Annotated in this window: 24 protein-coding genes; 6 read left to right on the forward strand and 18 right to left on the reverse strand. The window is 66.1% G+C overall.

Translation table 11 applies throughout. The features are described 5' to 3' along the window. Nucleotides 1-10: 10 nt before the first annotated feature. Entirely contained in the window at nucleotides 11-772 is a 762-nt protein-coding gene (locus QOZ81_RS12075) for an ABC transporter permease (protein WP_291206135.1), read from the reverse strand. Then, nucleotides 769-1,662 (reverse strand): ABC transporter ATP-binding protein, encoded by an 894-nt coding sequence (locus QOZ81_RS12080; protein WP_291206133.1) that lies wholly within the window; start codon nucleotides 1,660-1,662, stop codon nucleotides 769-771. Before QOZ81_RS12080 ends, QOZ81_RS12075 begins: the two co-directional genes overlap by 4 nt. 415 nt (nucleotides 1,663-2,077) lie before the next feature. Here QOZ81_RS12080 and QOZ81_RS12085 point away from each other — a divergent pair, with 415 nt between their 5' ends. The 3 genes from QOZ81_RS12085 (at nucleotide 2,078) to QOZ81_RS12095 (ending at nucleotide 3,806) form a co-directional block, all read left to right on the forward strand. After that, on the forward strand, nucleotides 2,078-2,584 hold the full coding sequence (locus QOZ81_RS12085) for a prepilin-type N-terminal cleavage/methylation domain-containing protein (RefSeq protein ID WP_291206131.1): 507 nt from the start codon (nucleotides 2,078-2,080) through the stop codon (nucleotides 2,582-2,584). A gap of 167 nt (nucleotides 2,585-2,751) precedes the next feature. Next, nucleotides 2,752-3,189 (forward strand): type II secretion system protein, encoded by a 438-nt coding sequence (locus QOZ81_RS12090; RefSeq protein ID WP_291206129.1) that lies wholly within the window; start codon nucleotides 2,752-2,754, stop codon nucleotides 3,187-3,189. A 176-nt stretch (nucleotides 3,190-3,365) separates the two neighbouring features. Beyond that, nucleotides 3,366-3,806 (forward strand): prepilin-type N-terminal cleavage/methylation domain-containing protein, encoded by a 441-nt coding sequence (locus tag QOZ81_RS12095; RefSeq protein WP_291206127.1) that lies wholly within the window; start codon nucleotides 3,366-3,368, stop codon nucleotides 3,804-3,806. An 85-nt stretch (nucleotides 3,807-3,891) separates the two neighbouring features. Here the strand turns inward: QOZ81_RS12095 and QOZ81_RS12100 are convergent, their stop codons facing one another. The 4 genes from QOZ81_RS12100 to pilB form a co-directional block, all read right to left on the reverse strand. Then, complete coding sequence (locus QOZ81_RS12100; RefSeq protein ID WP_291206125.1) at nucleotides 3,892-4,308, reverse strand: prepilin-type N-terminal cleavage/methylation domain-containing protein; 417 nt, start codon at nucleotides 4,306-4,308, stop codon at nucleotides 3,892-3,894. Between the two features lie 51 nt (nucleotides 4,309-4,359). After that, complete coding sequence (locus QOZ81_RS12105; RefSeq protein WP_441316713.1) at nucleotides 4,360-5,562, reverse strand: type II secretion system F family protein; 1,203 nt, start codon at nucleotides 5,560-5,562, stop codon at nucleotides 4,360-4,362. Nucleotides 5,563-5,632: 70 nt separating this feature from the next. Beyond that, nucleotides 5,633-6,817, reverse strand: a complete 1,185-nt coding sequence (locus tag QOZ81_RS12110; protein ID WP_291206122.1) for a type IV pilus twitching motility protein PilT — start codon at nucleotides 6,815-6,817, stop codon at nucleotides 5,633-5,635. A 12-nt stretch (nucleotides 6,818-6,829) separates the two neighbouring features. Then, nucleotides 6,830-8,668: a type IV-A pilus assembly ATPase PilB gene (gene pilB / locus QOZ81_RS12115; RefSeq protein WP_291206121.1), complete on the reverse strand. Its 1,839-nt coding sequence runs from the start codon at nucleotides 8,666-8,668 to the stop codon at nucleotides 6,830-6,832. 79 nt (nucleotides 8,669-8,747) lie between these two features. Here pilB and QOZ81_RS12120 point away from each other — a divergent pair, with 79 nt between their 5' ends. Continuing rightward, nucleotides 8,748-10,706, forward strand: coding sequence for a hypothetical protein (locus QOZ81_RS12120; RefSeq protein ID WP_291206120.1), 1,959 nt, complete (start codon nucleotides 8,748-8,750; stop codon nucleotides 10,704-10,706). 54 nt (nucleotides 10,707-10,760) lie between these two features. Then, nucleotides 10,761-11,921: a GGDEF domain-containing protein gene (locus QOZ81_RS12125; RefSeq protein ID WP_291206119.1), complete on the forward strand. Its 1,161-nt coding sequence runs from the start codon at nucleotides 10,761-10,763 to the stop codon at nucleotides 11,919-11,921. Between the two features lie 7 nt (nucleotides 11,922-11,928). Here QOZ81_RS12125 and dnaJ read toward each other — a convergent pair whose 3' ends face one another. The 4 genes from dnaJ to hrcA form a co-directional block, all read right to left on the reverse strand. Further along, on the reverse strand, nucleotides 11,929-13,092 hold the full coding sequence (dnaJ, locus tag QOZ81_RS12130) for a molecular chaperone DnaJ (RefSeq protein ID WP_300714731.1): 1,164 nt from the start codon (nucleotides 13,090-13,092) through the stop codon (nucleotides 11,929-11,931). Between the two features lie 42 nt (nucleotides 13,093-13,134). Beyond that, the gene (gene dnaK, locus QOZ81_RS12135) at nucleotides 13,135-15,000 is read right to left on the reverse strand and encodes a molecular chaperone DnaK (protein WP_291206117.1); all 1,866 of its coding nucleotides are present in this window, start codon (nucleotides 14,998-15,000) and stop codon (nucleotides 13,135-13,137) included. Between the two features lie 77 nt (nucleotides 15,001-15,077). After that, entirely contained in the window at nucleotides 15,078-15,719 is a 642-nt protein-coding gene (locus tag QOZ81_RS12140; RefSeq protein ID WP_291206116.1) for a nucleotide exchange factor GrpE, read from the reverse strand. A gap of 106 nt (nucleotides 15,720-15,825) precedes the next feature. Continuing rightward, the gene (gene hrcA, locus QOZ81_RS12145; RefSeq protein WP_291206115.1) at nucleotides 15,826-16,875 is read right to left on the reverse strand and encodes a heat-inducible transcriptional repressor HrcA; all 1,050 of its coding nucleotides are present in this window, start codon (nucleotides 16,873-16,875) and stop codon (nucleotides 15,826-15,828) included. 57 nt (nucleotides 16,876-16,932) lie between these two features. Between hrcA and QOZ81_RS12150 the strand changes: the two genes are divergently transcribed. Then, complete coding sequence (locus QOZ81_RS12150) at nucleotides 16,933-17,775, forward strand: hypothetical protein (RefSeq protein ID WP_291206112.1); 843 nt, start codon at nucleotides 16,933-16,935, stop codon at nucleotides 17,773-17,775. A gap of 99 nt (nucleotides 17,776-17,874) precedes the next feature. Here QOZ81_RS12150 and prfA read toward each other — a convergent pair whose 3' ends face one another. The 8 genes from prfA to QOZ81_RS12190 form a co-directional block, all read right to left on the reverse strand. Then, on the reverse strand, nucleotides 17,875-18,948 hold the full coding sequence (prfA, locus tag QOZ81_RS12155) for a peptide chain release factor 1 (RefSeq protein ID WP_291206109.1): 1,074 nt from the start codon (nucleotides 18,946-18,948) through the stop codon (nucleotides 17,875-17,877). 105 nt (nucleotides 18,949-19,053) lie between these two features. Continuing rightward, the gene (rpmE, locus tag QOZ81_RS12160) at nucleotides 19,054-19,314 is read right to left on the reverse strand and encodes a 50S ribosomal protein L31 (RefSeq protein WP_366082801.1); all 261 of its coding nucleotides are present in this window, start codon (nucleotides 19,312-19,314) and stop codon (nucleotides 19,054-19,056) included. 125 nt (nucleotides 19,315-19,439) lie between these two features. Then, the gene (locus QOZ81_RS12165; protein ID WP_291206106.1) at nucleotides 19,440-20,201 is read right to left on the reverse strand and encodes a hypothetical protein; all 762 of its coding nucleotides are present in this window, start codon (nucleotides 20,199-20,201) and stop codon (nucleotides 19,440-19,442) included. A 9-nt stretch (nucleotides 20,202-20,210) separates the two neighbouring features. Beyond that, a complete protein-coding gene (locus QOZ81_RS12170; protein WP_291206103.1) occupies nucleotides 20,211-20,537 on the reverse strand; it encodes a PadR family transcriptional regulator in 327 nt (108 codons plus the stop codon). 168 nt (nucleotides 20,538-20,705) lie between these two features. Then, entirely contained in the window at nucleotides 20,706-21,935 is a 1,230-nt protein-coding gene (locus QOZ81_RS12175; RefSeq protein WP_291206101.1) for an ABC transporter permease, read from the reverse strand. Then, nucleotides 21,932-23,098, reverse strand: coding sequence for an ABC transporter permease (locus QOZ81_RS12180; RefSeq protein WP_291206098.1), 1,167 nt, complete (start codon nucleotides 23,096-23,098; stop codon nucleotides 21,932-21,934). Before QOZ81_RS12180 ends, QOZ81_RS12175 begins: the two co-directional genes overlap by 4 nt. 171 nt (nucleotides 23,099-23,269) lie before the next feature. Next, nucleotides 23,270-23,992 (reverse strand): ABC transporter ATP-binding protein, encoded by a 723-nt coding sequence (locus tag QOZ81_RS12185; protein ID WP_291206095.1) that lies wholly within the window; start codon nucleotides 23,990-23,992, stop codon nucleotides 23,270-23,272. Then, nucleotides 23,989-25,092, reverse strand: coding sequence for an efflux RND transporter periplasmic adaptor subunit (locus tag QOZ81_RS12190; RefSeq protein ID WP_291206092.1), 1,104 nt, complete (start codon nucleotides 25,090-25,092; stop codon nucleotides 23,989-23,991). Before QOZ81_RS12190 ends, QOZ81_RS12185 begins: the two co-directional genes overlap by 4 nt. Nucleotides 25,093-25,126: the final 34 nt, after the last annotated feature.

Below are 25,126 nucleotides of genomic sequence, written 5' to 3' on the forward strand. Positions count from 1 at the left end.
GATGTTTCCCTCATCGTTGTTCTTCACGGCGGGAGAAATCGAAGGCGCCCAGGAGCACCAGAAGAATCGCCAGTCCGCACGCTGAGGCGAGCAGCCCGACGGCGCCCGCCTCCGCCCCGAAGGCCACCCGGACGCCCGCACCCGACAAGGCCCAGGGAGACCACCTCATGGACATGCCGAGGCTCGCGAGCAGGACCGTGAGGAGGCTGCCCACCAAGGCCAGGGTCAGGTTCGATCCTACACCGCGGATCCGGGTCGACAACCAAGTGTGCAGCCCAAGCAGAGGGAGTGAGGCGAGGAAGGAGGTCACGCCCAGCCCTGTGAAGAGCAGGCGTTTGGGTGGTCCCATATCCAGGTACAGAAGGTATTTGGAAATCAGCAAGCTGGTCAAAAGGACCAGCAGGAAGAGCACAAGCTGGGCCATCAGCATCAAGGCCGCATGGCTCATGCATTTGGCCAGGTAGTGGAACCGCCTGGGAACCGGCTGCAGCAGCAGGTGCTTCCAGGCACCGGCTGCCTCCTCCTGCTCCCAGGAGAGGAGACAGACCAGGGCCACCGTGATGGGCATGAAGATCAGGTTCCAGGCGGAATAGACAACCTGGTACCAGACCTGGAAACCCGGACCGAGCTTGCTGGCCTGGATCTCCGAGTTCCAGAAAATGAGGAAGAGGAATCCGACCAGGCTGGCAGGACAGAGAATCGCCGCCACCGTGGCCCAGTTTCTTTTCCATTTGATCCGTTCAGCGTGAAACAGAGAAGCCAGTGAGGTCATGCGCCCTCCAGCAGGGCCAGGAACCGCGTCTCCAGACTCACCGTGCGGGGCTTCAATTCGTACAGGGCCACTCCAGAACTCACAAGCAGGGCCGCCAGGGCGGGCACACCCTCGTCGGAAGATTGGACGAGCACATACGGATCCTCGAAGCTCACCTCCAGTCCACCTCCCCTCAGCAGATCCATGGCCCGTCCGGCCTGGTCCACCCGGATCTGCTGCCAAGCCGCACCCTGACCTCCCAGGTCGGCCGTGGGGCCCTGGTAACGCAGAAGCCCACGGTGGATCACGACCAGATTTGAGGCAATCTGTTCGACTTCCGCCAGGATGTGGCTCGACAGGAAGACGGTGGCGCCTGTCTGCCTGGGGACCTGGCGGATGAGCTCCCGGATCTCCTGGATGCCCGCCGGGTCCAGCCCGTTGGTGGGTTCGTCCAGCACCAGCAGGCGCGGGTTGCCGAACAGCGCCAGAGCCATGGCCAACCGCTGGCGCATGCCAAGGGAATACTGCTGGACCACCCGGTGGGCGTCCCGGGTCAGCCCGACGACCTCCAGCACGCGATCCGTCTCGGGGCGTGCCCCCCCGCGCATGAGCCGGGTGATTTCGACATTCTCGTACCCCGTCAGATGTCCATATAACGAAGGAGATTCGACCATGGCGCCCAGCTGGCGAAGCGCCTCCACCTGGCCCGGTTGATGGCCAAGCACCTCGCAGGTCCCACTGGTGGGCTTGAGCAACCCCAGGAGCAGGCGGATGGTGGTGGTCTTGCCCGCGCCATTGGGGCCCAGGAACGCCGTGATGGTCCCCTCGGGAACCCTCAGGTCTAACCCTTCGACGGCCGGAAGTTTCCCGAACTGCTTGCTGAGCCCATCGGATCGGATCGCCAGGGTCATGTCACCCACCTCGGAACAAGTTCAGGTACTAAATTCAAACGGGTTCTGCTGTCAACCATTGGGGCAGGTCTGGATCCATGACGGCAGTTGAACATGGGATCCTCGCCTTTCAGATGGCCAATCCCCTCCCCAATCGGAACACCCCCGGCCCCTCTTCTGGGGAACCCCTTCATGGAATCCAGCCACTGGTTGGCTGGCTGACGATATCTCGGGATCGAGGGCTGGATGGACGCATTGGAGCAGGAGACTGACCCGTTGCGTCAGTTCTCCAGCGATTCCAGCTGAGCTCGACCCGGTTGCCAGTGCCGTCTTGCCTCCGTCCGGCCTTGATCCACACGGTTTTCTTCCAGGTCTGGCGAGTTGGCACAAGGCTTGATATCTTGTCTCGCGGCCATCGCCCACTAGGAGATCACCCATGAAGAACCAGAAGGGCTTCACGCTCATCGAGCTGCTGCTCGTGCTTGCCATCATCGGCATCATCAGCGCCATCGCCATCCCGGCCCTGCTCAGCCAGCGTTCCCGCGCCCGCGACAAGTCCTGTATCCAGAACATGACCGGCCGCGTGGGTGATCTGGTGGGCCAGTTCGACAAGGAGAAGGAAGCCGGCAACCCCTTCGCCACCATCGTGACCAACCTCGGAACCTACATTGCCAACACTGGCGGTGCCGACAAGAATCCCTGGGATCCCGCCACTGCCGCGTTCCATACCGCCGTGGGCACAGGCGCTGCCACCACTCAGGCTGCCGCCGTCGCTGAGATCGAGGGTAAATGCGCCACTAAGGGACTTGTTGAGTTTGTGGTGGCCCCTCCGGGCGCCGGCACCCCTGGTTTCGTTGAGGGCGGTGTGCTCTGCGACAACGTCCAGGCCAATGCCACCACCGCCGGCGGCAAGATCGTAGGCAAGGTCACGGCCATCGAGTAGGCCTTTCATAGGCTTTGAGACCAACGGAGGAAGGTCCGCCTTCCTCCGTTTTTTTTTGGATGTCCTTTTTCGACTTGGCCCCGCCAAGAACCAGGCCAGGAAGTGACACACATTTTGCATCGATTCTCAGGTCAGGCTCCCACACCACTCACCCATCTGGAGGCTCCATGAAGCGCCAAGCCGGTTTCACCCTCATCGAGCTGCTGCTCGTCCTCGCCATCATCGGCATCATCTCCGCCATTGCCATCCCCGCCCTGCTGGGCCAGAAGGAACGGGCGAACCAGAAGTCCACGGAAGCCACCGCCCAGGCCGTGGTCTCCGAAGTGACCTCCGCCGCCAAGCTCATGAATGGCGCCACCACTGCCGGGGTCCTGGCCTATGTGCGGGGGCTCCCCAATTTTACCTATCCCCGCTGCAAGAACGCCTACACCCCCACCGTGACGGCCATGAACGCCGCCGGTGCCGCCGCGGCCAATGGCGAAGTGGGCATGGTGGCCGGCGTTCAGGCCGACATCAACGGTGTGAATGTCAATGTCATCACCGTCAGCTACCAGCACAGTGCCTCCGGGGGTTCCATCGCCCTGGCAAACGTTCCGGTCGAATAGTCGGGATCGCCCCATGGTTTGAGACACAGGCCCCCGCCGATGCGGGGGCCTGTGCGTTCAGGGCTCACGCACTTCGGATCCGATTTCCATCGAGGCCTTCGCGTCTTCCCGCCCAGAACTGGGGCATGATCATGCTCACGAGATCAGGAATGGACAAACCCGGCCCAGGAGGCCCCATGAAGAAACGATCCGGCTTTACACTGATCGAGATGCTCGTGGTGGTCGCCATCATCGGTATCATCTCGGCGATTGTCATTCCGTTCCTGGCGGGACACCGCGAAAGTGCGCGCCAGAAGTCCACTGAAGCCGTGGCCGCGGCCGTCGCAGTCGAGTGTGCCGCCGCGGCCAAGGCCATGTCCGGCGCAGCCAACGCCGCGACCGTCATGGCCTATGTGCGAGCCCTGCCAAACTTCCAGCACCCCCGGTGCAAGAACGCCTACAACCCCACCATCACGGCCCTGACCGCCGCAGGAGCCGCTGTCAATGACGGCGAAGTGGGCATGGTGGCCACCCAGCAGAACGACACCAACGGCCTTCCGATCAACGTCATCGCGGTGAGCTACAAGCATCTCAGTACGGCGGTTCCCCTCAATCTGGCAAACGTCCCCGTCGAGTAGCCTATGGACATCGCTTCGGATCGCCTGAGCCTGGTGAGGTTTGGGCGATGCGAACTGGGTGAAGTCTTCCAGCGGATCCGCCAAATCAGGGATAGATCTGCTGTCCCGTCTGGTTGGTCTGGAAGATCTTGGCGTTGCTTCTCCCCGGCCGGTTGTCGTTGATGGTCAGGTCGTAGGCCAACCCCGTGCCGTCCACGGTCAGGGTATAGGTCATCTGGGTTGAGCCCTTGGGGGCAAAGAGAGGCGCAAGGTTGGTCCCGGTGACCGTGCCATCGTTGTTCCAGACGGTGACCGCACCGGCGGCTCCGTAGAGGCCCGTGTCGGCCTTCCGGGTTTCCAGCATCATCTGCAGGGACTTGGCATTCTGCTGGGCGTCGCCCACCAGCTCGGCATTCTTCTTCTGGCCGATGAGGCCCGGGATGGCGATGGCACTCAAAATACCGATGATGACCACCACCAGCAGCACTTCCACGAAACTGAAGCCCTTCGTTGTCTGTCGCATGGCGTCCTCCCGAACCCCAAAGGGATGCAATTCACCGGCCAACTGCGTCTTCTAGCTCTTATCAAAGGCGGCCGCGAGGCCGAAGATCGGCATGTACATGGCCACCACAATGAAGCCCACGATGCCGCCCAACAGGGCGATCATGATGGGCTCCATAAGGCTGGTGAGGTTGGCCACGGCATTGTCCACCTCGTCCTCGTAGAAGTCGGCCACCTTGGCCAGCATCGCATCCAGGGCGCCCGTGGCTTCGCCGACACCCACCATCTGCACCACCATGGGGGGGAAGACCTTGGTTTCGGCCAGGGGTGTTGAGATGTTGCGACCCTGCTCCACGGCGTCCTTGGACTTGAGGATGGCGTTCTGGATGACCAGGTTGCCCGCGGTCTTGGCCGTGATGTCCATGCCCTCCAGGATGGGAACGCCGGAGCTGATGAGCGTACCCAGGGTCCGGCAGAAACGGGCCACCGCCACCTTGCGGAGGATGTCCCCAAGCACGGGGAGATGCAGCAGCAGCGTGTCGAGCTGGAGATGCCCCACGGGCGTTTTGTAGAATTGACGGGTGCCGATCACGACCATGCCGATGCCGATCAGGATCAACCACCAGTAGTTGATGATGGCATCCGAGATGGCGATGCAGACGATGGTGGGATAGGGCAGCTTGCTGCCCATGCCTGAATACATGGCTGAGAACACGGGGATGACCTTCACCATGATCACGACCACCACGATGACGGCGATGCTGATAACGGCGATTGGGTAGGTCATGGCGCTCTTGACCTTGGCCGTCAGTTTCACGGCTTTCTCGATGTAACCCGACAACCGCTGAAGGATGATGTCCAGGATGCCGCCGCTCTCCCCCGCACCCACCATGTTCACGAAGAGGTCATTGAAGGCCTTGGGGTGCTTGGACAGGGCCGCCTGAAGGGTGGAGCCCTTCTCCACATCGTCCCGCACAGACTCGATGATGCGCTGGAAGCCCTTGTGATCCTGCTGGGCGCCCAGGATCTCGAGGCACTGCACCAGGGGCAGACCCGCATCGATCATCACGCTGAACTGCCGGGTGAAGATGGCCAGGGCCTTGGGCGGAACCTTGCCGAAGGACTTGCCACCTTCGGCGGCCATGACCCGTATGTTCATGACTTCGATGCCGTTACGCTTCAGGGTGGTGGCGGCGGCATCACGGGAATCGGAGACCAGGACGCCTTCCTGGACTTCTCCCATTCGGTTCTTGCCTTTCCAAGCATAAGCGGGCATGCGGACCTCGGAGAGCGGCTGGGAACGGTGGTGCTTTCAGCATAGGCAGGAAAGCCCCTGCGGAGAAGTCCTAGGTGTACTTGATGTTGGGGTTCCGCCCTCCCAGGGCCGGACTGACAGGCTGAGCGGGAGCGGCGGCACTGCGCCCGCCGGCCGCGCCGACGCCCACGCCGCGGTTGATGAGCTCGCGCAGTTCATCGGTGTTGGAGGAGTAGTCGAAGGCCTGCTCCTGGCTGATCTCCTTGCGGATCACCAGGTCGGACAGGCTCTGGTTGAAGGTCTGCATGCCGAACTTGGCCTGGCCCGACTGCATGACGCCGTAGATCTGGTGGATCTTGTCCTCGCGGATGAGGTTCCGGATGGCGGAATTGGGAATCATGATCTCCAGGGCCAGGGACCTGCCCTTGCCGCTGGCCTTGGGAATGAGGCTCTGGCAGATGACGCCTTCCAGCACCAGGGAGAGCTGGGCCCGGATCTGGGGCTGCTGGTGGCTGGGGAACACGTCGATGATGCGGTTGATGGTCTGCACGGTGCTGCTGGTGTGCAGGGTGCCGAAGGTCAGGTGGCCCGTCTCGGCGATGGTCAGTGCGGATTCGATGGTCTCCAGATCGCGCATCTCGCCCACCAGCACCACGTCGGGGTCCTGGCGCAGGGCCGAGCGGAGGGCCTTCTTGAAGCTGTGGGTGTCGGCGTGGATCTCCCGCTGATTGACCAGGGCCCGCTTGTGCTTGTGCACGTATTCCACCGGATCCTCGATGGTGAGGATGTGGAGTGGTTCCTCGGTGTTGATTTTGTCCACCATGGCGGCCAGGGTCGTGGACTTGCCGGAACCGGTCACTCCGGTCACCAGGACCAGCCCCCGGGGCTTGCTGGTGAGCGCCTGGATGGAGGGTGGCAGGCCCAGCTGTTCGAAGCTGCGGATCTGCTCGGGGATGGTGCGGAACACGCCGGCGGTGGCACCCCTCTGGTTGAACACGTTGGCCCGGAAGCGAGCCACGCCCTGCAGGCCGAAGGAGAAGTCCACCTCGAAATCCTCCTCGAGACGGTGCTTCTGCTGGTCCGTCATCACGCCGTAGCAGAGCCAGCGGGTCTGGGAGGCATCCAGGGGGGGCAGCTTGAGGGGCACCATGCGGCCATCGATGCGGATCTGGGGGGCCGACTCCGTCGTGATGTGGAGATCCGTGCCGCCGTATTCCACCATCGTCTTCAACAATTGCTGCAGCGGGGCAACGTAGTTGGCGCCGACTTCACTCATGTACCACCTCGCCTAAAGCACGGTCTCTCGAATGATCTCTTCAATGGTGGTGACGCCGTCGAGGACCTTGCGGCAGCCGGAACGGCGGAGGGTGATCATGCCCTCCTTCTGGCCCTGTTCCCGGATCTCGATGGCCGAGGCGCCCGTGAGGATCATGTCCTTGAGGGTCTCCGACATCTCCAGCACCTCGTAGAGCCCCACCCGTCCCTTGTAGCCACGCTTGTTGCAGGTCTCGCAGCCCACGGGCTTGTAGAAGGTGATGCCCTTCTGCACTTCCTCAGGGGTGAAGCCCACCTTGTAGAGGGCCTCCTCGGGCTGGTGGTGGGTGTCCACCATCTTGCAGTTGGCGCAGAGCCGGCGCACCAGACGCTGGGCGCAGATGATGTTCACGGAGGTGGCCACCAGGAAGGGCTCCACGCCCATGTTCATGAGGCGGTTGATGGTGCTCGGGGCATCGTTGGTGTGCAGCGTCGACAGCACCAGGTGCCCCGTGAGGCTTGCCTTGATGGCGATCTCGGCCGTTTCGAAGTCCCGGATCTCGCCCACCAGGATGATGTTGGGATCCTGCCGGAGGAAGGACCGCAGGGCGGCCGCGAAGTTCAGGCCGATCTGCTCCTTCATCTGCACCTGGTTGATGCCGGGGAAGTTGAACTCGACGGGATCCTCGGCCGTCATGATGTTGGTATCGACGGTGTTCAGCTTGGCGATGGACGAGTAGAGGGTGTTGGTCTTGCCGGAACCGGTGGGGCCGGTCACCAGCACCATGCCGTAGGGCTTGGAGATCTGGCGATCCCAACGCTCGAGGCTCTCGGGCTCGAAGCCGAGCTTGGTGAGGTCCAGCATGAGCTTGTCGCTGTCCAGCAGCCGCAGCACGATCTTCTCGCCGAACAGGGTCGGCAGGATGCTCACGCGGTAGTCGATGACCTTCTGCTTGCCCTGCATGTTGACGCGCAGCTTGATGCGACCGTCCTGGGGCAGCCGCCGCTCGGCGATGTTGAGCTTGGCCAGGATCTTCACGCGGGAGGTCAGCGGGTCCTTCAGCTTGAGGTTGGGCCGCATGACTTCCATGAGGATGCCATCGATGCGGAACCGGATCCGGTAGGTCTTCTCGTAGGGCTCGATGTGGATGTCGGAGGCGCCCCGCTTGATGGCGTCGATGAGCACCATGTTCACGAGCTTCACGACCGGCGCGTCCTCGCTGCCCCGCTTCAGGCTGCCGACGTTGACGCTGCTGTCGTCGTCCTCGGTCGCATCGAACTCGGCATCGGCATCGAGCTCCTGCTCCAGCTCCGACAGGTCGAAGTGTTCATCTTCTTCGCTGAAAGGCTGAGCCGCGTCGGTGTCGGTGGGGCCACTGGCCTGGGGGCCGCTCCCGCTCTGGGAGCTGCGGATCTTCGTGCCGTCGGCCAGGCGGACGGCGCTGTTGCCCCCGTAGTACTTCTCCACGGCGCGTGCCAGGCCCATCTCGCTGGAGACCACGGGATCCACGTTGTAGCCAGTGTGGAACCGCACGTCGTCCATGGCGAAGATGTCCGTGGGATCGGACATGGCGAGGGTCAGGACGTTCCCGGTGCGCTGCAGGGGCAGGACCTTGTGGCGCTGGGCCAGGTCCTTGGGGATCAGGGCGATGACGCCCGCGTCGATGGGGGGCCACTGCTCCAGGTCCGCGGCCGGGACACCGTACTGCATCCCCAGGAAACTCACAATGTCCTGGTCCGAGCAGAAGCCGGAGCGCACGACGATGCTCCCAAGCTTGCCGCCCTCCCGGCGCTGGATTTTCATGACCTCATCCAGCTGGGCGTCCGTGATGAGCTGGGCCTTGACGAGCATTTCCCCGAGCTTGCTGACCACTGGCTGCCTCCAGATTGGGGTGAAGCGATGGTATCACCACCAGCAGGTTCCGAAATCCTAACCATTGTATGCTTTTGCCATGTCATCCCCAGGCACCCAGCCCCAGCGACTGCTGCTGGCCCGGCAGCTGATCCGGGAGAAGGGTCTGTCCAAAAGCGATCTGACCCTGCTCGAGGACATCCTGCGGGAGGGCGCACGGGATCTGGAACCGCTGGTCGAGGCCGCCCCCCAGCGGGTCGCCAGCAGCGAGGAATCTCCGGCCCAGGCCGCCCTCAGACGCAGCCTGGGCTACTTCCTGGCCTTCCTGCATACCTTCTCCCCCCGCCGGCTGGGAGAAGCCAGGAATGCCATGGGCCTCGTCATGCTCCACAGTCTCGGACGGCTCGGCGACCAGGCCGAGGCCGCCCACCGCGAACTGATGGTGGAGCAGCAGCAGCCCGAATGGGTGACCCAGCTGCTGGATCTCCTCGCCTCGCTGCGGGCCATGTCCCTGGCCCCCTCCGAGGACAACGGCAACCTCCGCCAGATGTGGTCCTCCTTCCTGGCCGGGCACCGGGACGCCTTCCGCGACATCCTGGCCGCGCTCCAGAAGGTCGAGCCAGGTCCTGCCGCAGTCACCCGACTCAACACCCAGATGAAGGCCGTCAACCGGGCGATCCAGGGGCAGGGCCGTCTGGAGGAATCCCTGGGCCGGCTGGCCGAGCAGCTGGAAGCCTGCATTCCCGCGGAGATCCACGCGCGGGTGGAGCCGCTGCTCCTGCTCGAGCACGTGGTGTCCAACCTCCGCCTCAGCCTGGTGCGCCCCCTGGACCGGGGCATCCACTGGCCGGCGGTGGAGCAAGTCCGGGGCAGCCTGCGCTGGCTCTGGGATCACCTGGGCTGGTCCCTGCCCCGCATGGACGCAGAGCTGTTCCGGGAGAGCATGCCGCCCGAGCTGCGCCGCCTCCTCCAGCAGGTCCGGCGAAGCGACCGCCCGGCCTTCTCCGTGGTGGCGCGCGCCCTGGCCAGCCACATCTCCCTGCTCGGCCTCCTCGAATCCCTGGAATCCGCCACCAGCGCGGGTCTCCGCGAACGCTACGCGGCCGTCCCCACGTTCCTGGTGCTGGAATCGGAGCTGGGCCGACTGGCCGAGCGGTCCTACGAGCCCGCCCGGGGCGAACTGCTGGATCCCTCCCGCCCGGAGACGCACCGCCTGCGTGCCTTTCTCCGGCAGGCCGTGCTCAGCCTCCAGCAGGACCAGGGCACCCTCCGGAGCCTTTTGCAGCAGGCCCTCACCGGCCAGGACGCGGACCAGCTGGCCCAGACCCTCGACAACCTGCGCGGCCTGCTCATCAACCACCAGAAGCAGCTGATGGGCGAGCTGGTGGGGATCTTCTCCCCGGACGTCCAGCACCGCCTCTTCCCCGAATCCCCCAGCATGATGGAGGAAGGCGAGCGACTCCGTCTGCGCATCCAGCGGCTGTGGGAGCAGGTGCCCCCCCTCCACGGGCAGCTGCAGCTCCACCTGGAACTGCAGGACTGGCCGCGGCTGGCCCTGGGCCTCTCCCACACCTACCGCCACCTGCTCGCCTTCCGGCGGAGTCCCGAGTTCCCCCTCATGCGGCGCCCGGACCGGGAGGAGGCCGAGCGGCTCATCCAGGAGCTCGGGGGCCTGCTGGAATCACCCCAGGACGTGCCGCAGGCCCTGCGCGATGGCATGGACCTGCTGGGCGAGCTGCTGCGATTCCTCGAGCTGTTCCTGCTGCGCATCAACGCCCGGATCCCCCTCATCCGCCAGGACCTGGAGGTGGCCCAGGAGGCCCTCAAGCTCATCGCGGAGCTCCGGGAAAGCCCCTCCGGCTCGGAGCGGACCCGGCTCTCCCACAAGCTCATCCAGACCTCCAAGCGGTTGGGCGTGCGGGACCCGCAGTGCCTGGCCCTGCTCAAGCGCTGGGTCCGGGCCGAGCGGGGCCTGCGGGAGGCCTCGCCTCCGGCGCTGGACCAGCTGGCGGCCCATCTGCGGCAGCTGGCCCTCCGGCTCGAGGCCGCGCTGGGCTGAGCAGTCTCATCCAGGCCCAGTCCGCGGTCGAAGAGTCGGTCATCTGGGAGTCCCATGCCCCTAGTCCACTGGTTGGAAGTGCATCCCTCCCCGGCGGGGGACGCCCTTCGCGCGGCCCTTGCAGGCTGGGGGGACGAGGTGCAGGAGGGCACGGGGCCGGGCTCCCTGGTGCTGGTGGCCGAACACCCGGATACCCGCCTGATTCCCACCGAGGGCACTGAGATCCTCTGGTGGGTGGAAAAGGCGGAACCCGAGGAGGTGAGCGCCGTGCTGAACCTCCGTCCAGGCTGGGTGCTGCTCCAGAACCGCCCTCTCGAGGCGGCCCGGGAGGCCCTGCACCACCTGCGGCAGCGGGACCTGGGCAGCGAGGGGTGGCTGCGCCAGATGATGCACCTGGCCTCTCTGGACGAGCTGCTTCGCCTGGCCCTGGCCCGGGCCATCCGCCTCTCCGGAGCTGAAGGGGGGGCCATCTGGCTCCGGCGGGACGACACCTTCTACCAGCGCGTGGGGGACAGCACCTTCACGGAGGCCCCCCTGCCCCGCCCTGAGGCGGCCGAGCTCGTCCGCCGGGGCGAGGCCTTCCTCATGGCCCCGTCTGAGCAGCTGGGCATCCTGCGTCTGGCGAGCCCGAAAGAAAGGCCGGAGAGGTTCCTGCGCGGCTTCGACGACATGGAGCCGCTGCTGCTCAGCGCCTGGCAGCTCGAGGAAAGCCGGGCCCTGTCCTTCAAGGACGACCTCACGGTGGCCCAGAACCGGCGCTGCCTGGAGGCCGAGCTGCCCCAGGCGGTGCGCTCCGCCGCGGCCAAGGCGGAGCCCCTGGCCCTGCTCTTCATCGACGTGGACGACCTCAAGCGCGTGAACACCAGCCATGGCCATCCCGTGGGCAGCCTCTTGCTGGAATCCGTGGCCATCACGGCCCAGCGGCTCTGCCGCGCCCACGACCGCCTGTACCGGTACGGCGGGGACGAGTTCTGCATCCTCATGCCGGGCACGACCTCCCAGGGTGCCCGAAAGCTGGGCGAGCGCCTGCTCCAGGTCCTGCAGGAGCATCCCCTGGACCTGGGCCATGGCCACCTCGTCGTTTCCCTCAGCGCTGGCGTGGCTGCCTATCCCGAGCACGCCGATGGCGCCGGCCACCTGATCGAGCAGGCGGATCACGCCCTGCTGAGGGCCAAGCAGGAAGGCAAGGCGCGGGTGATGGTGGCGCGGCAGTAGGAGCCCCCTACTTCCGCTTCTTCTTCCCGCCCTTCTCCGAGCCGAACACCTTGGCGAGGAATCCTTCCTCCTTGCCGGCTTCGGTCTCGCCATCGAGGCTGCGGCGGAGTTGTTCGACCAGCTGCCGCTGCTCGGCCGTCAGGGACTTCGGCACGGCCACCCGGAGGTGGAGGTAGAGGTCCCCCCGGCCACTGCCCTGCAGGCGCGGAACCCCCGCGTTCACCAGCTTCACCACATGGTCGGCAGGGGTGCCCGCCGCCAGCTTGACCTTGTCAGAGCCGTAGGGCGTCTCCACGTCCAGGCTGCCCCCGGTGACCAGCAGGGGCCAGTGGACCTCCAGCCGCCGGTGCAGGTCGCTGCCGTCCCGCTCGTAGCGCGCATCCGGCTCCACATCGAACACCACGTAGAGATCCCCGGTGCGGCCCCCGAAGCGCCCCGACTCGCCCTGGTTCTGGAGCCGGAGCCGCGTGCCCCGGTCCACGCCGGCCGGAACCTTGAAGCTGACCTTCGATTTCCGGTGGATGCGGCCCTCGCCGTGGCAGGCACGGCAGGGCTTGGGGATGATCCGCCCGCGCCCTTCGCACCGGGGACAGGGAGCCAGCATCTGGAAAAAGCCCTGGCGCACCGCCACCTGCCCAGCGCCCCGGCACTGGGGGCAGGTCTCGGCCCGCGTGCCGGTCTCGCAGCCCGAACCGTGGCAGGTATCGCAGGCCTCGAGGCGGGGGATGGAAAGCTCCACCGCCTCCTTCCCGAAGATGGCGTCCTGGAAGCTGAGCTTGAGGTTGTACTGCAGGTCGGAGCCCCGTTCCTCGCCTGTGGAGCGGCGCCGGCCGCCTCCGCCGAAGAGGTCGCCGAAGAGCCCCCCGCCGAAGAAACTGCCCAGGATGTCTTCGAAATCCGCGAACTGGCTCGGGTCGAACTGGAACTGCTGGCCGCCCCCGCCCGCGCCGCCCAGCCCCGCGTGGCCGAACTGGTCGTAGACCTTCCGCTTCTCGGCGTCGGACAGCACGCTGTAGGCCTCGGCGGCCTCCTTGAACTTCTCCTCCGCCTCCTTGTTGCCGGGATTGCGGTCGGGATGCAGTTCCATGGCCAGCTTGCGGTAGGCCTTCTTCAGCTCATCCGCGCCAGCCTCTTTGGAAACACCCAGTACTTCGTAGTAGTCGCGCTTCATCATCCCATCCTGACTCTCCAGGATAGCCGATGAGCGGCCGGACTAATTGGGCGGAGCCGCGCCGTCACTCTCGCCGTCGAGGGAGGCCATCATGGCCTCGCTGGCCGCCAGGACCGCGTCGGTCAGCAGGTTCTGGGCTTCCAGGAGCTGGGTCTCGCAGGCACGGAGGGCATCCGGGTCCTGGGAGGCCACGGCCTGCCGGGCCTTCGAGAGCACGTCCCGGACCAGGGACTGCTGCTCGTCCGTCAGGTATTTGCCGCACTCGATGAAGCTCTTGTCGCAGGAGAAGATGAGGCCCTCGGCCGAGGCGATGTACTTCATCGCGTCACGTTTCTTCACGTCCCCCTCGGCATTGGCCAGGGCTTCGCGGATCATGCGCTGGATCTCCAGCTCCGAGAGTCCGGAGCTGGGCCGGATGCTCATGCTCTGTTCGAGCCCGGTCATGAGGTCGCGCGCCGAGACCTTCACGATGCCGTTGGAGTCGATGTCGAAGGCGACCTCGATCTGCGGTACGCCCTTGGGCAGGGGCGGCAGGTTGATGAGGTCGAAGCGGCCCAGGCTCTTGTTGTGCTCGGAGAGCTCACGCTCACCTTGCAGCACGTGGATCTCCACGCGGCTCTGATTGTCCGTGACCGTGGTGAAGGTGCGGGCATCCCGGGTGGGGATGGTGGCGTTGCGCTGGATGATCTTCACGAAGCCGCCGCCCTGGGTCTCGATGCCCAGGCTGAGTGGCGTCACGTCCAGCAGCACCAGGTCCTTGATGTCGCCCTTGAGCACGGCGCCCTGGATGGAGGCGCCGACGGCCACCACCTCATCGGGGTTGATGCTGCGGTTGGGTTCCTTGCCGAAGAAGTCCCGCACCAGGCGCTGCACGAGGGGCATGCGGGTCTGGCCGCCCACGAGGATGATCTCGTCGACCTGCTTCGGGGTCTTGCCGCCCTGCTCCAGCGCATCCTTGATGGGGACGAGGGTGAGGTCGACCAGCTCGCGGACCATCTCCTCGAGCTGCTCGCGCGTGAGGGCTGCCTCCAGGTGCTGGGGGCCGCTGGGACCCTGGGCGATGAAGGGCAGGCGGATCTCGACGCGATCCAGGGTGGACAGCTCGCACTTGGCCTTCTCGCTGGCCTCCTTCAGGCGCTGGAGGGCCATGCGGTCGCTGGTGAGATCGATGCCGGTCTTCTCGCGGAAGTGGAGGACCAGCCAGTTCTGGATGAGCTGGTCGATGTCCTCGCCGCCCAGGAAAGTGTCGCCGCTGGTGGCCAGCACCTCGAAGACGCCGTCGTTCATCTCCATCAGCGTGAAATCGATGGTGCCGCCGCCGAAATCGTAGATGCCGAGGATCTGCTTCACGCCCTTCTTGTTGAACCCGTAGGCCAGGGCCGCCGCCGTGGGCTCGTTGATGATGCGCTGGACGTTCAGGCCCGCGATCTTGCCGGCATCCTTGGTGGCCTGCCGCTGGGCGTCGTCGAAATAGGCCGGAACCGTGATGACGGCATCGGTCACTTCCTCGTGCAGGAAGGCCTCGGCGGCCTGCTTCAGGGAGCGGAGCACGATGGCGGACACTTCGGGGGGGGCGTAGTCTCGCTCACCCACGCGGAGCCAGGCGTCACCGTTGGGCGCGGCCACCACCGGAAAGGGCAGGCGGGTCACGGCCTCCTGCACCCTGGGGGACTGGAAACGCTGGCCGATGAGGCGCTTCACGGCGAAGAGGGTCCGCTGGGGGTTGGTCACGGCCTGGCGCTTGGCGATGTGGCCGACCAGGACATCCCCCTTGTCGGTGAACGCCACGACGGAGGGCGTGGTGCGGCTGCCCTCGCGGTTGGGGATGACCCTGGAGTCGCCCCCCTCCATCACGCAGACGCAACTGTTGGTCGTGCCCAAATCGATGCCGATCAGTTTGCCTGCCATGAGTGGAACTCCGTGAGGTCGCGTCAATTATCGTATTCGACTTCTCGATGGCGAATCCAGCAGAAGCATGGAGCGGACTAGGATTTTCCAGGTTCCTGAAGCCGGTTCACCACCACCCGGGCCGCGCGGAGGAGCTGCCCCTTCAGGTTGAAACCCTGCTCGTAGATGGCGGCCACCGCACCGTCCGGAAGGTTGGGATCGCTGAAGGTGGTCAGGGCTTCGGAGGTCAGCGCATCGAAGGGTTCGCCCACCTGGAGGGGCAGCTGCTCGACGTTCAGCCTGCGCAGGGACTCGAGGAACTGCTTGCGGATGAGCTCGACGCCGGCGCGGAAGGATTCCACGTCCTGGTAGGTGGCGCCAAGGCCGCGCTCGAAGTTGTCGAGCAGGGGGAGCATCTCCAGAAGGATCTTGCGCTCTGCCTGCTCCACCGCCAAGGCGATGTCGCGCTGGGCGCGGTTCCGGAAGTTGTTGAAATCCGCCGCCAGCCGACGCTGCTGGTCCATGAGCTCCGCCTCGCGGCGCAGCATGTCCTCCATCTGGTGCTCCGCCTCGGTCAGGGCCGATTCCAGATCCACCCGGGCTTCCGGGTCGGGAGTGGGCTGGGGCAGGTCCAGCAGGTCCAGCTCGGGGACCATCTGGGTCCGGTACTCCGAGGCCACTTCATCGGCCACGGATTGGAGATCCCCTTCCAGGCTTTCGTCCAGGTTGAGGTCGACCAAGTCCTCGGATTCACCTGAAGGGGTGGAGGGCCTGGCGTCCGGCTGCAGAGGGATATCGTTGGGCATCGCAGAAGTATAAGCACTCCTGGAAGCAGCCGGAAATGCTTTAGGAGCGGTCCCGCCGGCTCTGGACCTGGCGGGACCACCAGCGCAACCCGCCCATGACCCGGCCGTAGTCCATGCGAAGCGGGCCCACCAGGGCAAAGGTGACGAAGCCCGCAGGCCCCAGCGCCACGGTCCTTACCGCCGTGGCCAGGGGCCAGGCCTCGAAGTAGGGGTTCTCCGTCCCCAGCAGCAGCTGGACGTCCTCCGAGGCGCGACCGGCGAAGGCGTTCAGGAGATGGGCGAGCCGCCCGCGCTCCTCGAAGGCGGCGACCAGATCCCGGAACCGGGAAACATCCTCGAACTCGGGCAATCCACCCAGCTGGCCCAGGCCGGAGACCAGGACCGGCGGGTCCACGGTTTCAGGGTCTTCCGGCCACCGCGCGGCCAGTTCCTGGAGGCGGCGGCGGAGGGACTCGCCCTCCTGGGCGCCGGCTCGCAGGGCTTCCAGCAGCTTCGAGCGCATCTCCACCAGGGTCAGCCCGGCGAACTGGGCCGTGGCGTAATTGCCGAGCTCGGTCAGGACGGACTCGGAGTGCTGCCAGGGGTTCTCCATGAGCCGGTGCTCGACCTCCCCCAGGCTGCCCACCCAGACGGCCACCAGCCGATTCGGGCCGACCGGGACGAACTCCAGCCGCACCAGCCGGCTCTGGGACAGAGGCATGGGCAGCGCCACGCAGACTCCCCCCATGACCTCGGCCAGCGTGCGGCTGGCGTGGCGGGCCCAGGCCTCGGGATCCAGGTCCAGCCCGTCCAGGGTGGTGGACAACCGGCCTTCGACATCGGGCCCCGGCGGCAGGGACTTGAGCCAGCGGTCGACGTAGTAGCGGTAGGCCCGCTCCGTGGGGATCCGGCCCGCCGAGGTATGGGGCTGGGCCACCATGGACTCGTCCTCCAGATCCGACAGCACGTTGCGGATCGTCGCGCTGGACAGGGGCTCGGGATACCGCTTGGCCAGCAGGCGTGAACCCACGGGCTCCCCCGCCTCGAGGTAGGTCTCGATGAGGGTGCGCAGGACGGATTCGCCGCGGGGGTTGAGGTTGGGTCGGGCCATCGGAAGGGTCCCTGTCGGGATGCCATACTATACGGCACCCCATCCCGAGGAGGCCCCATGCGCCCCGTGTTCTCTTTGTTCGCCCTCGCCGCAGTCCTGTCCTTCACCCTGGCCTGCAACCACAAGAGTGAAGCCGCCATCCAGGCCGAGGAGGCCGCCAAGGCCGCCGAGGCCAAGGTCACCCAGCTGGAGCAGCAGCTGGCCGAGGCCAAATCCGGCAAGGTCACCGGCGACGACGCGGAGACCGTGCAGCACCTCACCAAATCCCAGGTGAAGGCCCTGGAACGGCAGGTCTCGGACGCCAAGAAGCGGGCCGAGATCAAGAAGCAGGAGGCCCTCACCCTGGCCCAGGCCCCTGCCCCGAAGGAGGATCCTAAGCCGGTGGTGGTGGAGGTTCCCGTGGGCACCAAGCTGGAGATCGCCCTGGCGCGCGAACTGACCACCGAGAAGGACCTGGCCGGCGATGCCTGGGAAGGCACTCTGGCCTCGGACGTGGTCCAGGACGGCAGGCTGGTGTGGAGCGCGGGCAGTCCGGCCCGGGGCGTCATCACCCAGAGCGCCGCCGCCGGCCGCCTGAGCAATGGCCAGGGGGCTCTGGGCATCCGCCTCACCGAGATCGCCGGGGTCGGCATCGACACTGATACCCACGTGGTGGTGGCCACGGCCCGCGGCGAACGGAACGCCAAGTACATCGGCGGCGGTGCCGCCCTGGGCGCCCTCATCGGCATCCTCGCCGACAAGAAGAACAAGAACGATCACGCCCTGGGCGGGGCCGCCCTGGGTGCCGCCGCCGGCACGGCCGTCGCGGCTGGCACCGCCGAAACCGTCATCCGCATCCCCTCCGGGAAACCCGTCGCCTTCAGCCTGACGGCGGCTGAACGGGTCACGCTGAAGAAATAGCCGTTACTCTGCGACCGGCTTCCAGCCGGTCGATAACAAAATCGGGAGGTCAAGCCTCCCGATTTTGCATGTAACGGCAGAGAAAGAGGGCTCGCCCCTTCAGGCCTCCAGCGCCTGCAGCCGCTCCGCCTCGAAGGCGGCGCGCAGGGGCTCGAGGATGGGCTCGATCTGGCCGCCCATGAAGCTGTCGATCTGATGGATGGTCACCCCGATGCGGTGGTCGGTGACGCGGCCCTGGGGGAAGTTGTAGGTGCGGATCTTCTCGCTGCGGTCGCCGCTGCCCACCTGGGACTTGCGCATGGCCGAGTGGGCCGCGTCGGCCTCGTCCTGGGCCTTCTGCAGCAGGCGGCTGCGGAGCACGGTCATGGCCTTGGCCATGTTCTTGATCTGGCTGCGCTCGTCCTGGCACTGCACCACGGTGTTGGTGGGCAGGTGGGTCAGGCGCACGGCGGAATAGGTGGTGTTCACGCTCTGGCCGCCCTTGCCGCCGGAGCAGAAGGTGTCCACGCGCAGGTCCTTCTGGTGGATCTCGATATCCACTTCCTCGGCTTCGGGCATGACCGCCACGGTGGCCGCCGAGGTGTGGATGCGGCCCTGGGTCTCGGTCTTGGGCACCCGCTGCACCCGGTGGACACCGCTTTCGAAGCGGAAGAGGCTGTAGGCGCCGTCGCCCTGGATCTCGGCGGTGGCATCCTTGAGCCCGCCCGCGTCGGCATCACTCTCGTCGAGCACGGAGACCTTGAAGCCCCGGCGCTCGGCGAAGCGGATGTACATGCGGAAGATCTCGGCGGCGAAGAGCGCCGCTTCTTCGCCGCCGGTTCCGGCCCGCACCTCGAGGATGACGTTCTTGGCATCCATCGGGTCCTTGGGGACGAGCAGCCGCTTGATCTCTGCATCACCTTCGGCAAGGGCCTTCTTCAGGTCGGGGATCTCCATCTCGGCCATCTCGCGCAGCTCGGCGTCCATGGACTTGTCGCCCAGGATGGACTCGGCCTCCTCGAGCTGCTTGAGCAGGTTCCGGTGGGTCTGGAAGGCCAGCACCACCGGCTCCAGCTCCGCCCGGAGCTTGGACAGCTCCCGCAGGCGCCTGGGGTCCGACACCACGGCCGGATCCTGCAGCTGCGCCTCCACTTCCTGGAAGCGGGCCTCCACGGCTTCAAGTTGATCCAGCATGTTCCACCTTTTCAGCTACCTCAAAATGTCGGCGGAGCCGAAATTTCGAGCAGATAAAGAAGAAGGACGGGCCGAGTGATCGGCCCGTCCTTTGGAACATCGCAGCTAGGCTTCGGGGGTGACCGGAGCGGTCTCGACGGGAGCCGTCTCGGGAGCAGCGGGAGCCGCCTTCTTGGCGTACTTCTTGTTGAACTTGTCCACACGGCCTTCGGTGTCCATCAGGCGCTGCTTGCCCGTGAAGAAGGGGTGGCAGTTCGAGCAGATTTCCACGCGCAGCTCCTTCTTCGTGGAGCGCGACATGAACTCGTTGCCGCAGGCGCAGTGAACCTTGACCTCGTGCAGTTCGGGGTGGATCTTCTCTCGCATCGCTTTCCTCCTGGGACCGACCGGATGCCCCCATGAGCGGGGTATCTGCACGCGGCTTGTCCACGCAAGACGACCAGTCTACCGCCCGAACCCTTCTGACTCAAGGGGGATTCCCCCGGGAGGCCTCACCCTTGCTGTTCCTGGGGGGTGAGCACCCGACGCTCCGCCAGGAGCCGCTTGAACCGGGTGGCCAGCATCACGCTCAGCAGGATGGTGGCGTTGAAGCTGAGCTCCAGGGGCACCTTCCACCACTGGAAGCGGATCCGCCCCAGCACCCCGGCCTCGAGGATGAACATGAGGGCCGTGAACACCACCGGCTCCAGGAGCGTCTGCCAGAGGGGGCGTTCCTGGCTGTGGCGTTCCAGCAGGAAGCCCGTGAAGGCCCCGTAGAGCAGGCGGGTCGGCTTGAAGCCGTGGTGGGTGGTGAAGCCGAGGGGGATGGACAGCAGCGAGGTGATGAGCACGGCCACCAGGGTCCGGGCCCAGGGGTCCAGCCGCAGCCAGTGGCGGCGCACCCAGAAATAACCGGCCCCCACGGCCAGGCCCTGGGCCGCCGCGAAGGCCAGGGCGATGTACCAGCGCCACCCCTCGAACCACATGTGCCCCCCGGTGGCGAGGCCGATGATCATGCCAGCGGCGAGGGCGGTGCCGCCCCGGTGATTGGCATCCTGACCCTCTCCGGCGGCGAGCTCCTCCGCCAGCAGGCTGGGATGCTCCTTCTCGGAAAGCATGGCCGACATGGCCGACTCGGACTCGATGCCGCGGGCTTCGGCCTCGTCCAGCAGGTGGGCTTCCAGCTCACGGAGCACCGTCAGGCGGCGCCTCCGCGACAGGCCCTTGAGGCCTGAACCCACTTGGACGAGATAGGCCTCCAGCGCCCTGGACACGGCTACCCGCTAGGCCCTGGGCCCCACGAAGGCCTGGACCATGTCCACGAACTGGTTCCATTCCTGCTTCTTGGCCGTCAGGAAAGCCTGCCCCGCAGGCTGGATGGCGTAGTAGCGGCGCTCCCGGCCGTTCTCCTGGGTCTCCCAGTAGGAGGCGATGAACTCGGTGGCCTCGAGCTTGTGGAGGGCAGGATACAAGGCGCCCTCTTTGAGCGTGTAGGTGCCGCCCGTGCGCTGGCGCACTGTCTCGATGATCTGGTAGCCGTACATGGGCCCCTCGCAGAGCAGCGACAACAGCAGCAGGGGAGTGCTGCCCTTCAGCAATTCACGGTCCACAGGCCCCTCCGGGTTAGGAGAAATAAGCACCTCTAATCTGCCTCGCAAAACGATGGCTGTCAAGGTCACCCCCCCTTCATCGCCTCCCGACCGCCGGGTGGTGGAGCAGGCTGCGGGGCAGCCTGCGAAGCCGGGACCCGGCGAGGAGGGAATCACGCAGGGGTGGGGTCACCCCCCCTTCATCGCCTCCGTCAACGGGATGCGGCTGGCCCGCCAGGCCGGCAGGAAGCCCCCCAGCAGCCCCATCACCAGGCTGAAGGCCACGCCCTGGGCCATGAGGCCCGGGGTGATGGTGAAGGCGAAGCTCACGTCGCTGAAGGTCTCGAAGCTGGTGGTGCCGGTCTGGATGCCATTGGCGAAAAGGGCCAATCCCGAACCCAGGAGGCCGCCCGTGAGGCACAGGAAGATGCTCTCCCACTGGAAGCTGGCCAGGATCTCCCGCTGGCGGAAGCCCAGGGCCCGGAGGGTGCCGATCTCCTTGGTGCGCCCGGCCACGGCGGCGTACATGGTGTTCATGGCCGCGAAGATGGCAGCGCCGGTGAGGATCAGGGTGATGAGGTTGCCCAGGATCTTGATGGGATCGCCCGCCTTGGTCAGTTCCCTGAAGTAGTCCGTCTCCCGGATCACGTCCAGCTTCAGCCGCTTGTCATCCTCCACGGCCTTCAGGAACCCTTCGACCCGCTCAGGTCCCTCCAGCCGGGCCACCATGGCCGAGTAGGACTCGCGCCGGAAGGCCTGCATCACGTCGTTCACGTCGGACCAGACTTCGCTCTCGTAGCTGGCACCCCCGGCGTCAAAACTCCCCACGATCTGCCAGTCTCGCCCCCCCATGCGCAGGTTCCGGCCCACCTCCATGCCGGGAAATCGGCCCTGCATCTTCCGGGGCACCACCACTTCACTGAGCCCCGGGCGGAACCAGCGGCCCTGGAGCAGCCGGACCTGGGGCCGCAGGGCGATGCCCCTGCCCTCCAGGCCCCGCACCGTCACGTTGGTGTCGGTGCCGTCCGCCATGGGGAAGAGCTTCACCACCACCACCTCGGCGCTGGCCATGGGGCCCTCCGCATCCCGCTTGAGCAGGGGATGCACCTTGAGGATGCGCATGCGATCCCGCTCGATGGAGCTGTTCAGCTCGAACCGGGCATTGGGCCGCAGCACGATGGCCTGGTCCGGGCGACCGCTGCTGACGAAGGCCACGGAGAGCCCCTGGGCGAGGCTCAGCACCACCACGAAGATGCCCACCACCAGGGCGATGGCGGCGGCGGTGCTGAGACTGGACAGCTTCCGCTGCCACAGGGACCGCAGGTTGTAGCCCAGGGGGATGGGATAGGCCACCAGGGCCCAGACCAGCCAGGCCAGGTAGGCCGCAAGAGGCAGGAGAATGAGCAGGCCGAGGATCATCCGATGGCCTTCAATCCATCGGTGATCGGGCGCCGAGTGGCCGCGTAGGCCGGGACGAAGGTGGCCAGGACGCCAACACCCAGGGCCCCCGCCAGGCAGGAGAGGACCGTGTCCGGCAGGATGGCGAAATCCGCGAAGAACGGCATGGCCATCCCCAGGGATTCCCGCACGCCACCGGCGGCGAGGTTCGCGAGCAGCAGGCCGAGGCAGCCACCGGCACCCACCAGCAGCACCCCCTCGGAGAGCAGCAGCACCAGCACCCGACCCGCGGAAAAACCCATGGCCCGGAAGACGGCGATCTCGGTGGTGCGTTCGCGAATGGCCGTGGCCATGGTGTTGCCCGTGACGATGAGGATGGCCACCACCACCGCCGCCGTGATGCCCTGGATGATGGCGCCGATGTTGCCCAGCATCTTCACGAAGGCCAGGTTGAAGGCATTCTCGGTTTCGGCGAGGGTTTCATAGGCGCTGTTGGCATAGTGCCGGTCCACCCGCTCGATGAGGCGCGGAATGTCCTCGGGCCGATGCGTCCTCAGCCAGAAGGATCCGCACAGACCCTTCATGCGCGGCACGCCCTCTTCCAGCACCTTGTAGTGGAAGTGGAGGACGTTCTCATCCGAGGGCTTGGGGCTCTTGTAGATGAGCCGGATGGTGAGGCGGGGATTGATGGGGAAGATCGTCCCGGTCAGGGGCACCACGTCGCCCACCTTCCAGCCGTTCTTCTTCGCCAGGCTCTCGCCCACGACGCACCCAGCTCCATCCCTGATGTAGTCCTTGATCTGGGCCTCGGTGATGCCGGCGACGCCGAACTCCTCCCGGAAGATCTGGAACAACGTGGTCTCGTCGCTGGCGAAGTTCGCGAAGAAGTTGCGGGGGTCCTGGTAGTAGCCGCCAAACCACTGGAGGGCGCAGACGGTCTCGACTTCGGACTGCTGGCGCAGATAGGCCTCGTAGCTGCGCGGCAGCATCTGGGTCAGGCCGCTCTTGTGCCGGACCACGACCCGGTTGCTGGAGTTCGGATTGTTGGTCACCGCATTCAGGGTGGTCAGCAGGCTCTGGAGCACCGCCACGGTGAACACGGACAGGATCAGGCTGCCCACGATGAGAAGCGTGCGCCGCTTGGAGCGCATGAGGCTCTTCCAGATGAGCGCCAGCCAGCGCATCAGCAGACCCCGCTCACCGGTTCACCTCGACGGCCTTATCCAGCACGCCCTTCTCGAGGTGGATCTGGTGCCCTCCACCTATCACAGAGCGCCCCGCGCTCTGCTCCCGCTCGCCGCTTTGCGGCTCGGCGGAGGCGGAGCCTCCATGATGCTCACGCGCGGCACTCGGCCTCACCGGTTCACCTCGACGGCCTTATCCAGCACGCCCTTCTCGAGGTGGATCTGGTGCCGCGCGTGATGTGCGGCTTTCGGATCGTGCGTGACCATGACGATGGTCTTCTGGTACTCGGAGTTGAGCCGCTCCATGAGGGCCAGCACTTCTTCCGCGTTCTTCGCATCCAGCGCGCCCGTGGGTTCGTCGGCCACCAGCAGGTCCGGGTCGGTGACGATGGCCCGGGCGATGGCCACGCGCTGCTCCTGGCCGCCGCTGAGCTGGCGCGGGTAGTTCCGCATCTTGTCCGTGAGGTTCACCAGCGCGAGGGCCTCCTCCACGCGGTCCCGACGCTCGCCCCGGCCGGCCCCGGTGAGCAGCAGCGGCAACTCCACGTTCTCGAAGGCGTTCAGCACCGGCACCAGGTTGTAGTTCTGGAAGATGAAGCCCACGTGGGCGTTGCGCCAGGCGGCCAGCTGATCGTCGTCCAGGGCGTTCAGCTCGTGGCCGCACACCTCCAGGGAGCCGCCCGTGGGGCGGTCGATGCCCGCCACCAGGTTCAGCAGGGTCGTCTTCCCGCTGCCGGAGGGGCCCATCAGGGCGATGTAGGCCCCCACGGGGACTTCCAGGTCGATGCCCTGGAGCACCGGGATCTCCAGTTCCTCCCGCCAGTAGCTCTTGGCCACGTCGCGCAGGGTGATGATGGGCTCGCCCCCGCCCAGGTCGAAGCGGTCGGTGTTCATCCGTTCTTGACCCTCACCTTGGCGCCGGGCTTCAGGGATTCGGGGGGCGCCACGATCAGCATCGCGTCCCTGGGCAGATCCTTCACTTCCAGCCCAACGGGATTCTCGGCCTGGATGCTCACGAACTTCTGCACCGCCAGGCCATTCTCCACCACCCATGCGAAGGCCTTGCCATCCTGCTTCTTCACCTGCTCACGCCCCAGGACCACCACGTCCTGAAGGTAGGGGTCGCCCAGGAAGGTGACCTTGGCGCCCATGTCCGGCACGAGCAGGGGGTCCTTCTCGACGAAGGCCACACGGACGATGACCACGGCCTTCTGGCGGTTGGAGCTGGGATAGATCTCGCGCAGCCGGCCCTTCAGCACCGAGCGCAGGCCCTGCCCGTCCAGGGCATCCACGCGGATCTCGGCGGGCATGCCCCGTTGCAGCTTGGCGATGGAGGCCTCGTTCACCTCCACCTCCACTTCCAGGGTGTCGAAATCGGCCATGACCAGGACGGCGTTGATGGCATTGGCGCCGCCCGCGCTGCCCGGCGCCACGGTCTCGCCCACCTCGGACAGCTTCTGGGTGACCACGCCGCTGAAGGGCGCCCTCAGCTCCATGCTGTCGAGCAGCGCATTCTGGTAGGCCAGCTGGGCCTCCAGCGTGAGCTTCTGGCTCCGCAGCCGATCCACGGTGGCCGCGTCCTGGATGCCCAGGACGCGCAGCTTCTCCGCCCGGTCCAGGTCCACTTTGGCCTGATCCAGCTGGGCCTGCACCTGATCGCGGGCCGCAGCAAGATCGGGGGACTCCAGCCTCGCCAGGATCTGGCCCTTGACCACTCGGCTGCCCTCCTGCACGCCCAGCCAACTCACCCGGCCAAGCACCTTGCTGGAGAGGGTCGCCCGGGTGCGGGCCACCAGGTAACCGGAGGCGGTCACCATCGGATTCCGCTCCCCCGCCTTGAATACCGTGGGCGCCGACACGGAGACAGACACGGGACCGCCTTTGGCGGCCATCATGGCGCCCAGGGCCCCCAGGCCAAGCAGGCCCAGGACCACCCAACCCCAGGGGAATCGCTTCTTGATCACGGAGGGTTTGCGGGTGCGCGACTCGCTCATGCTCAAGGCTCCAAATATCCAGGTGATGACAGGC

Source organism: Geothrix sp. (assembly GCF_030219325.1).
Lineage (GTDB): Bacteria > Acidobacteriota > Holophagae > Holophagales > Holophagaceae > Geothrix.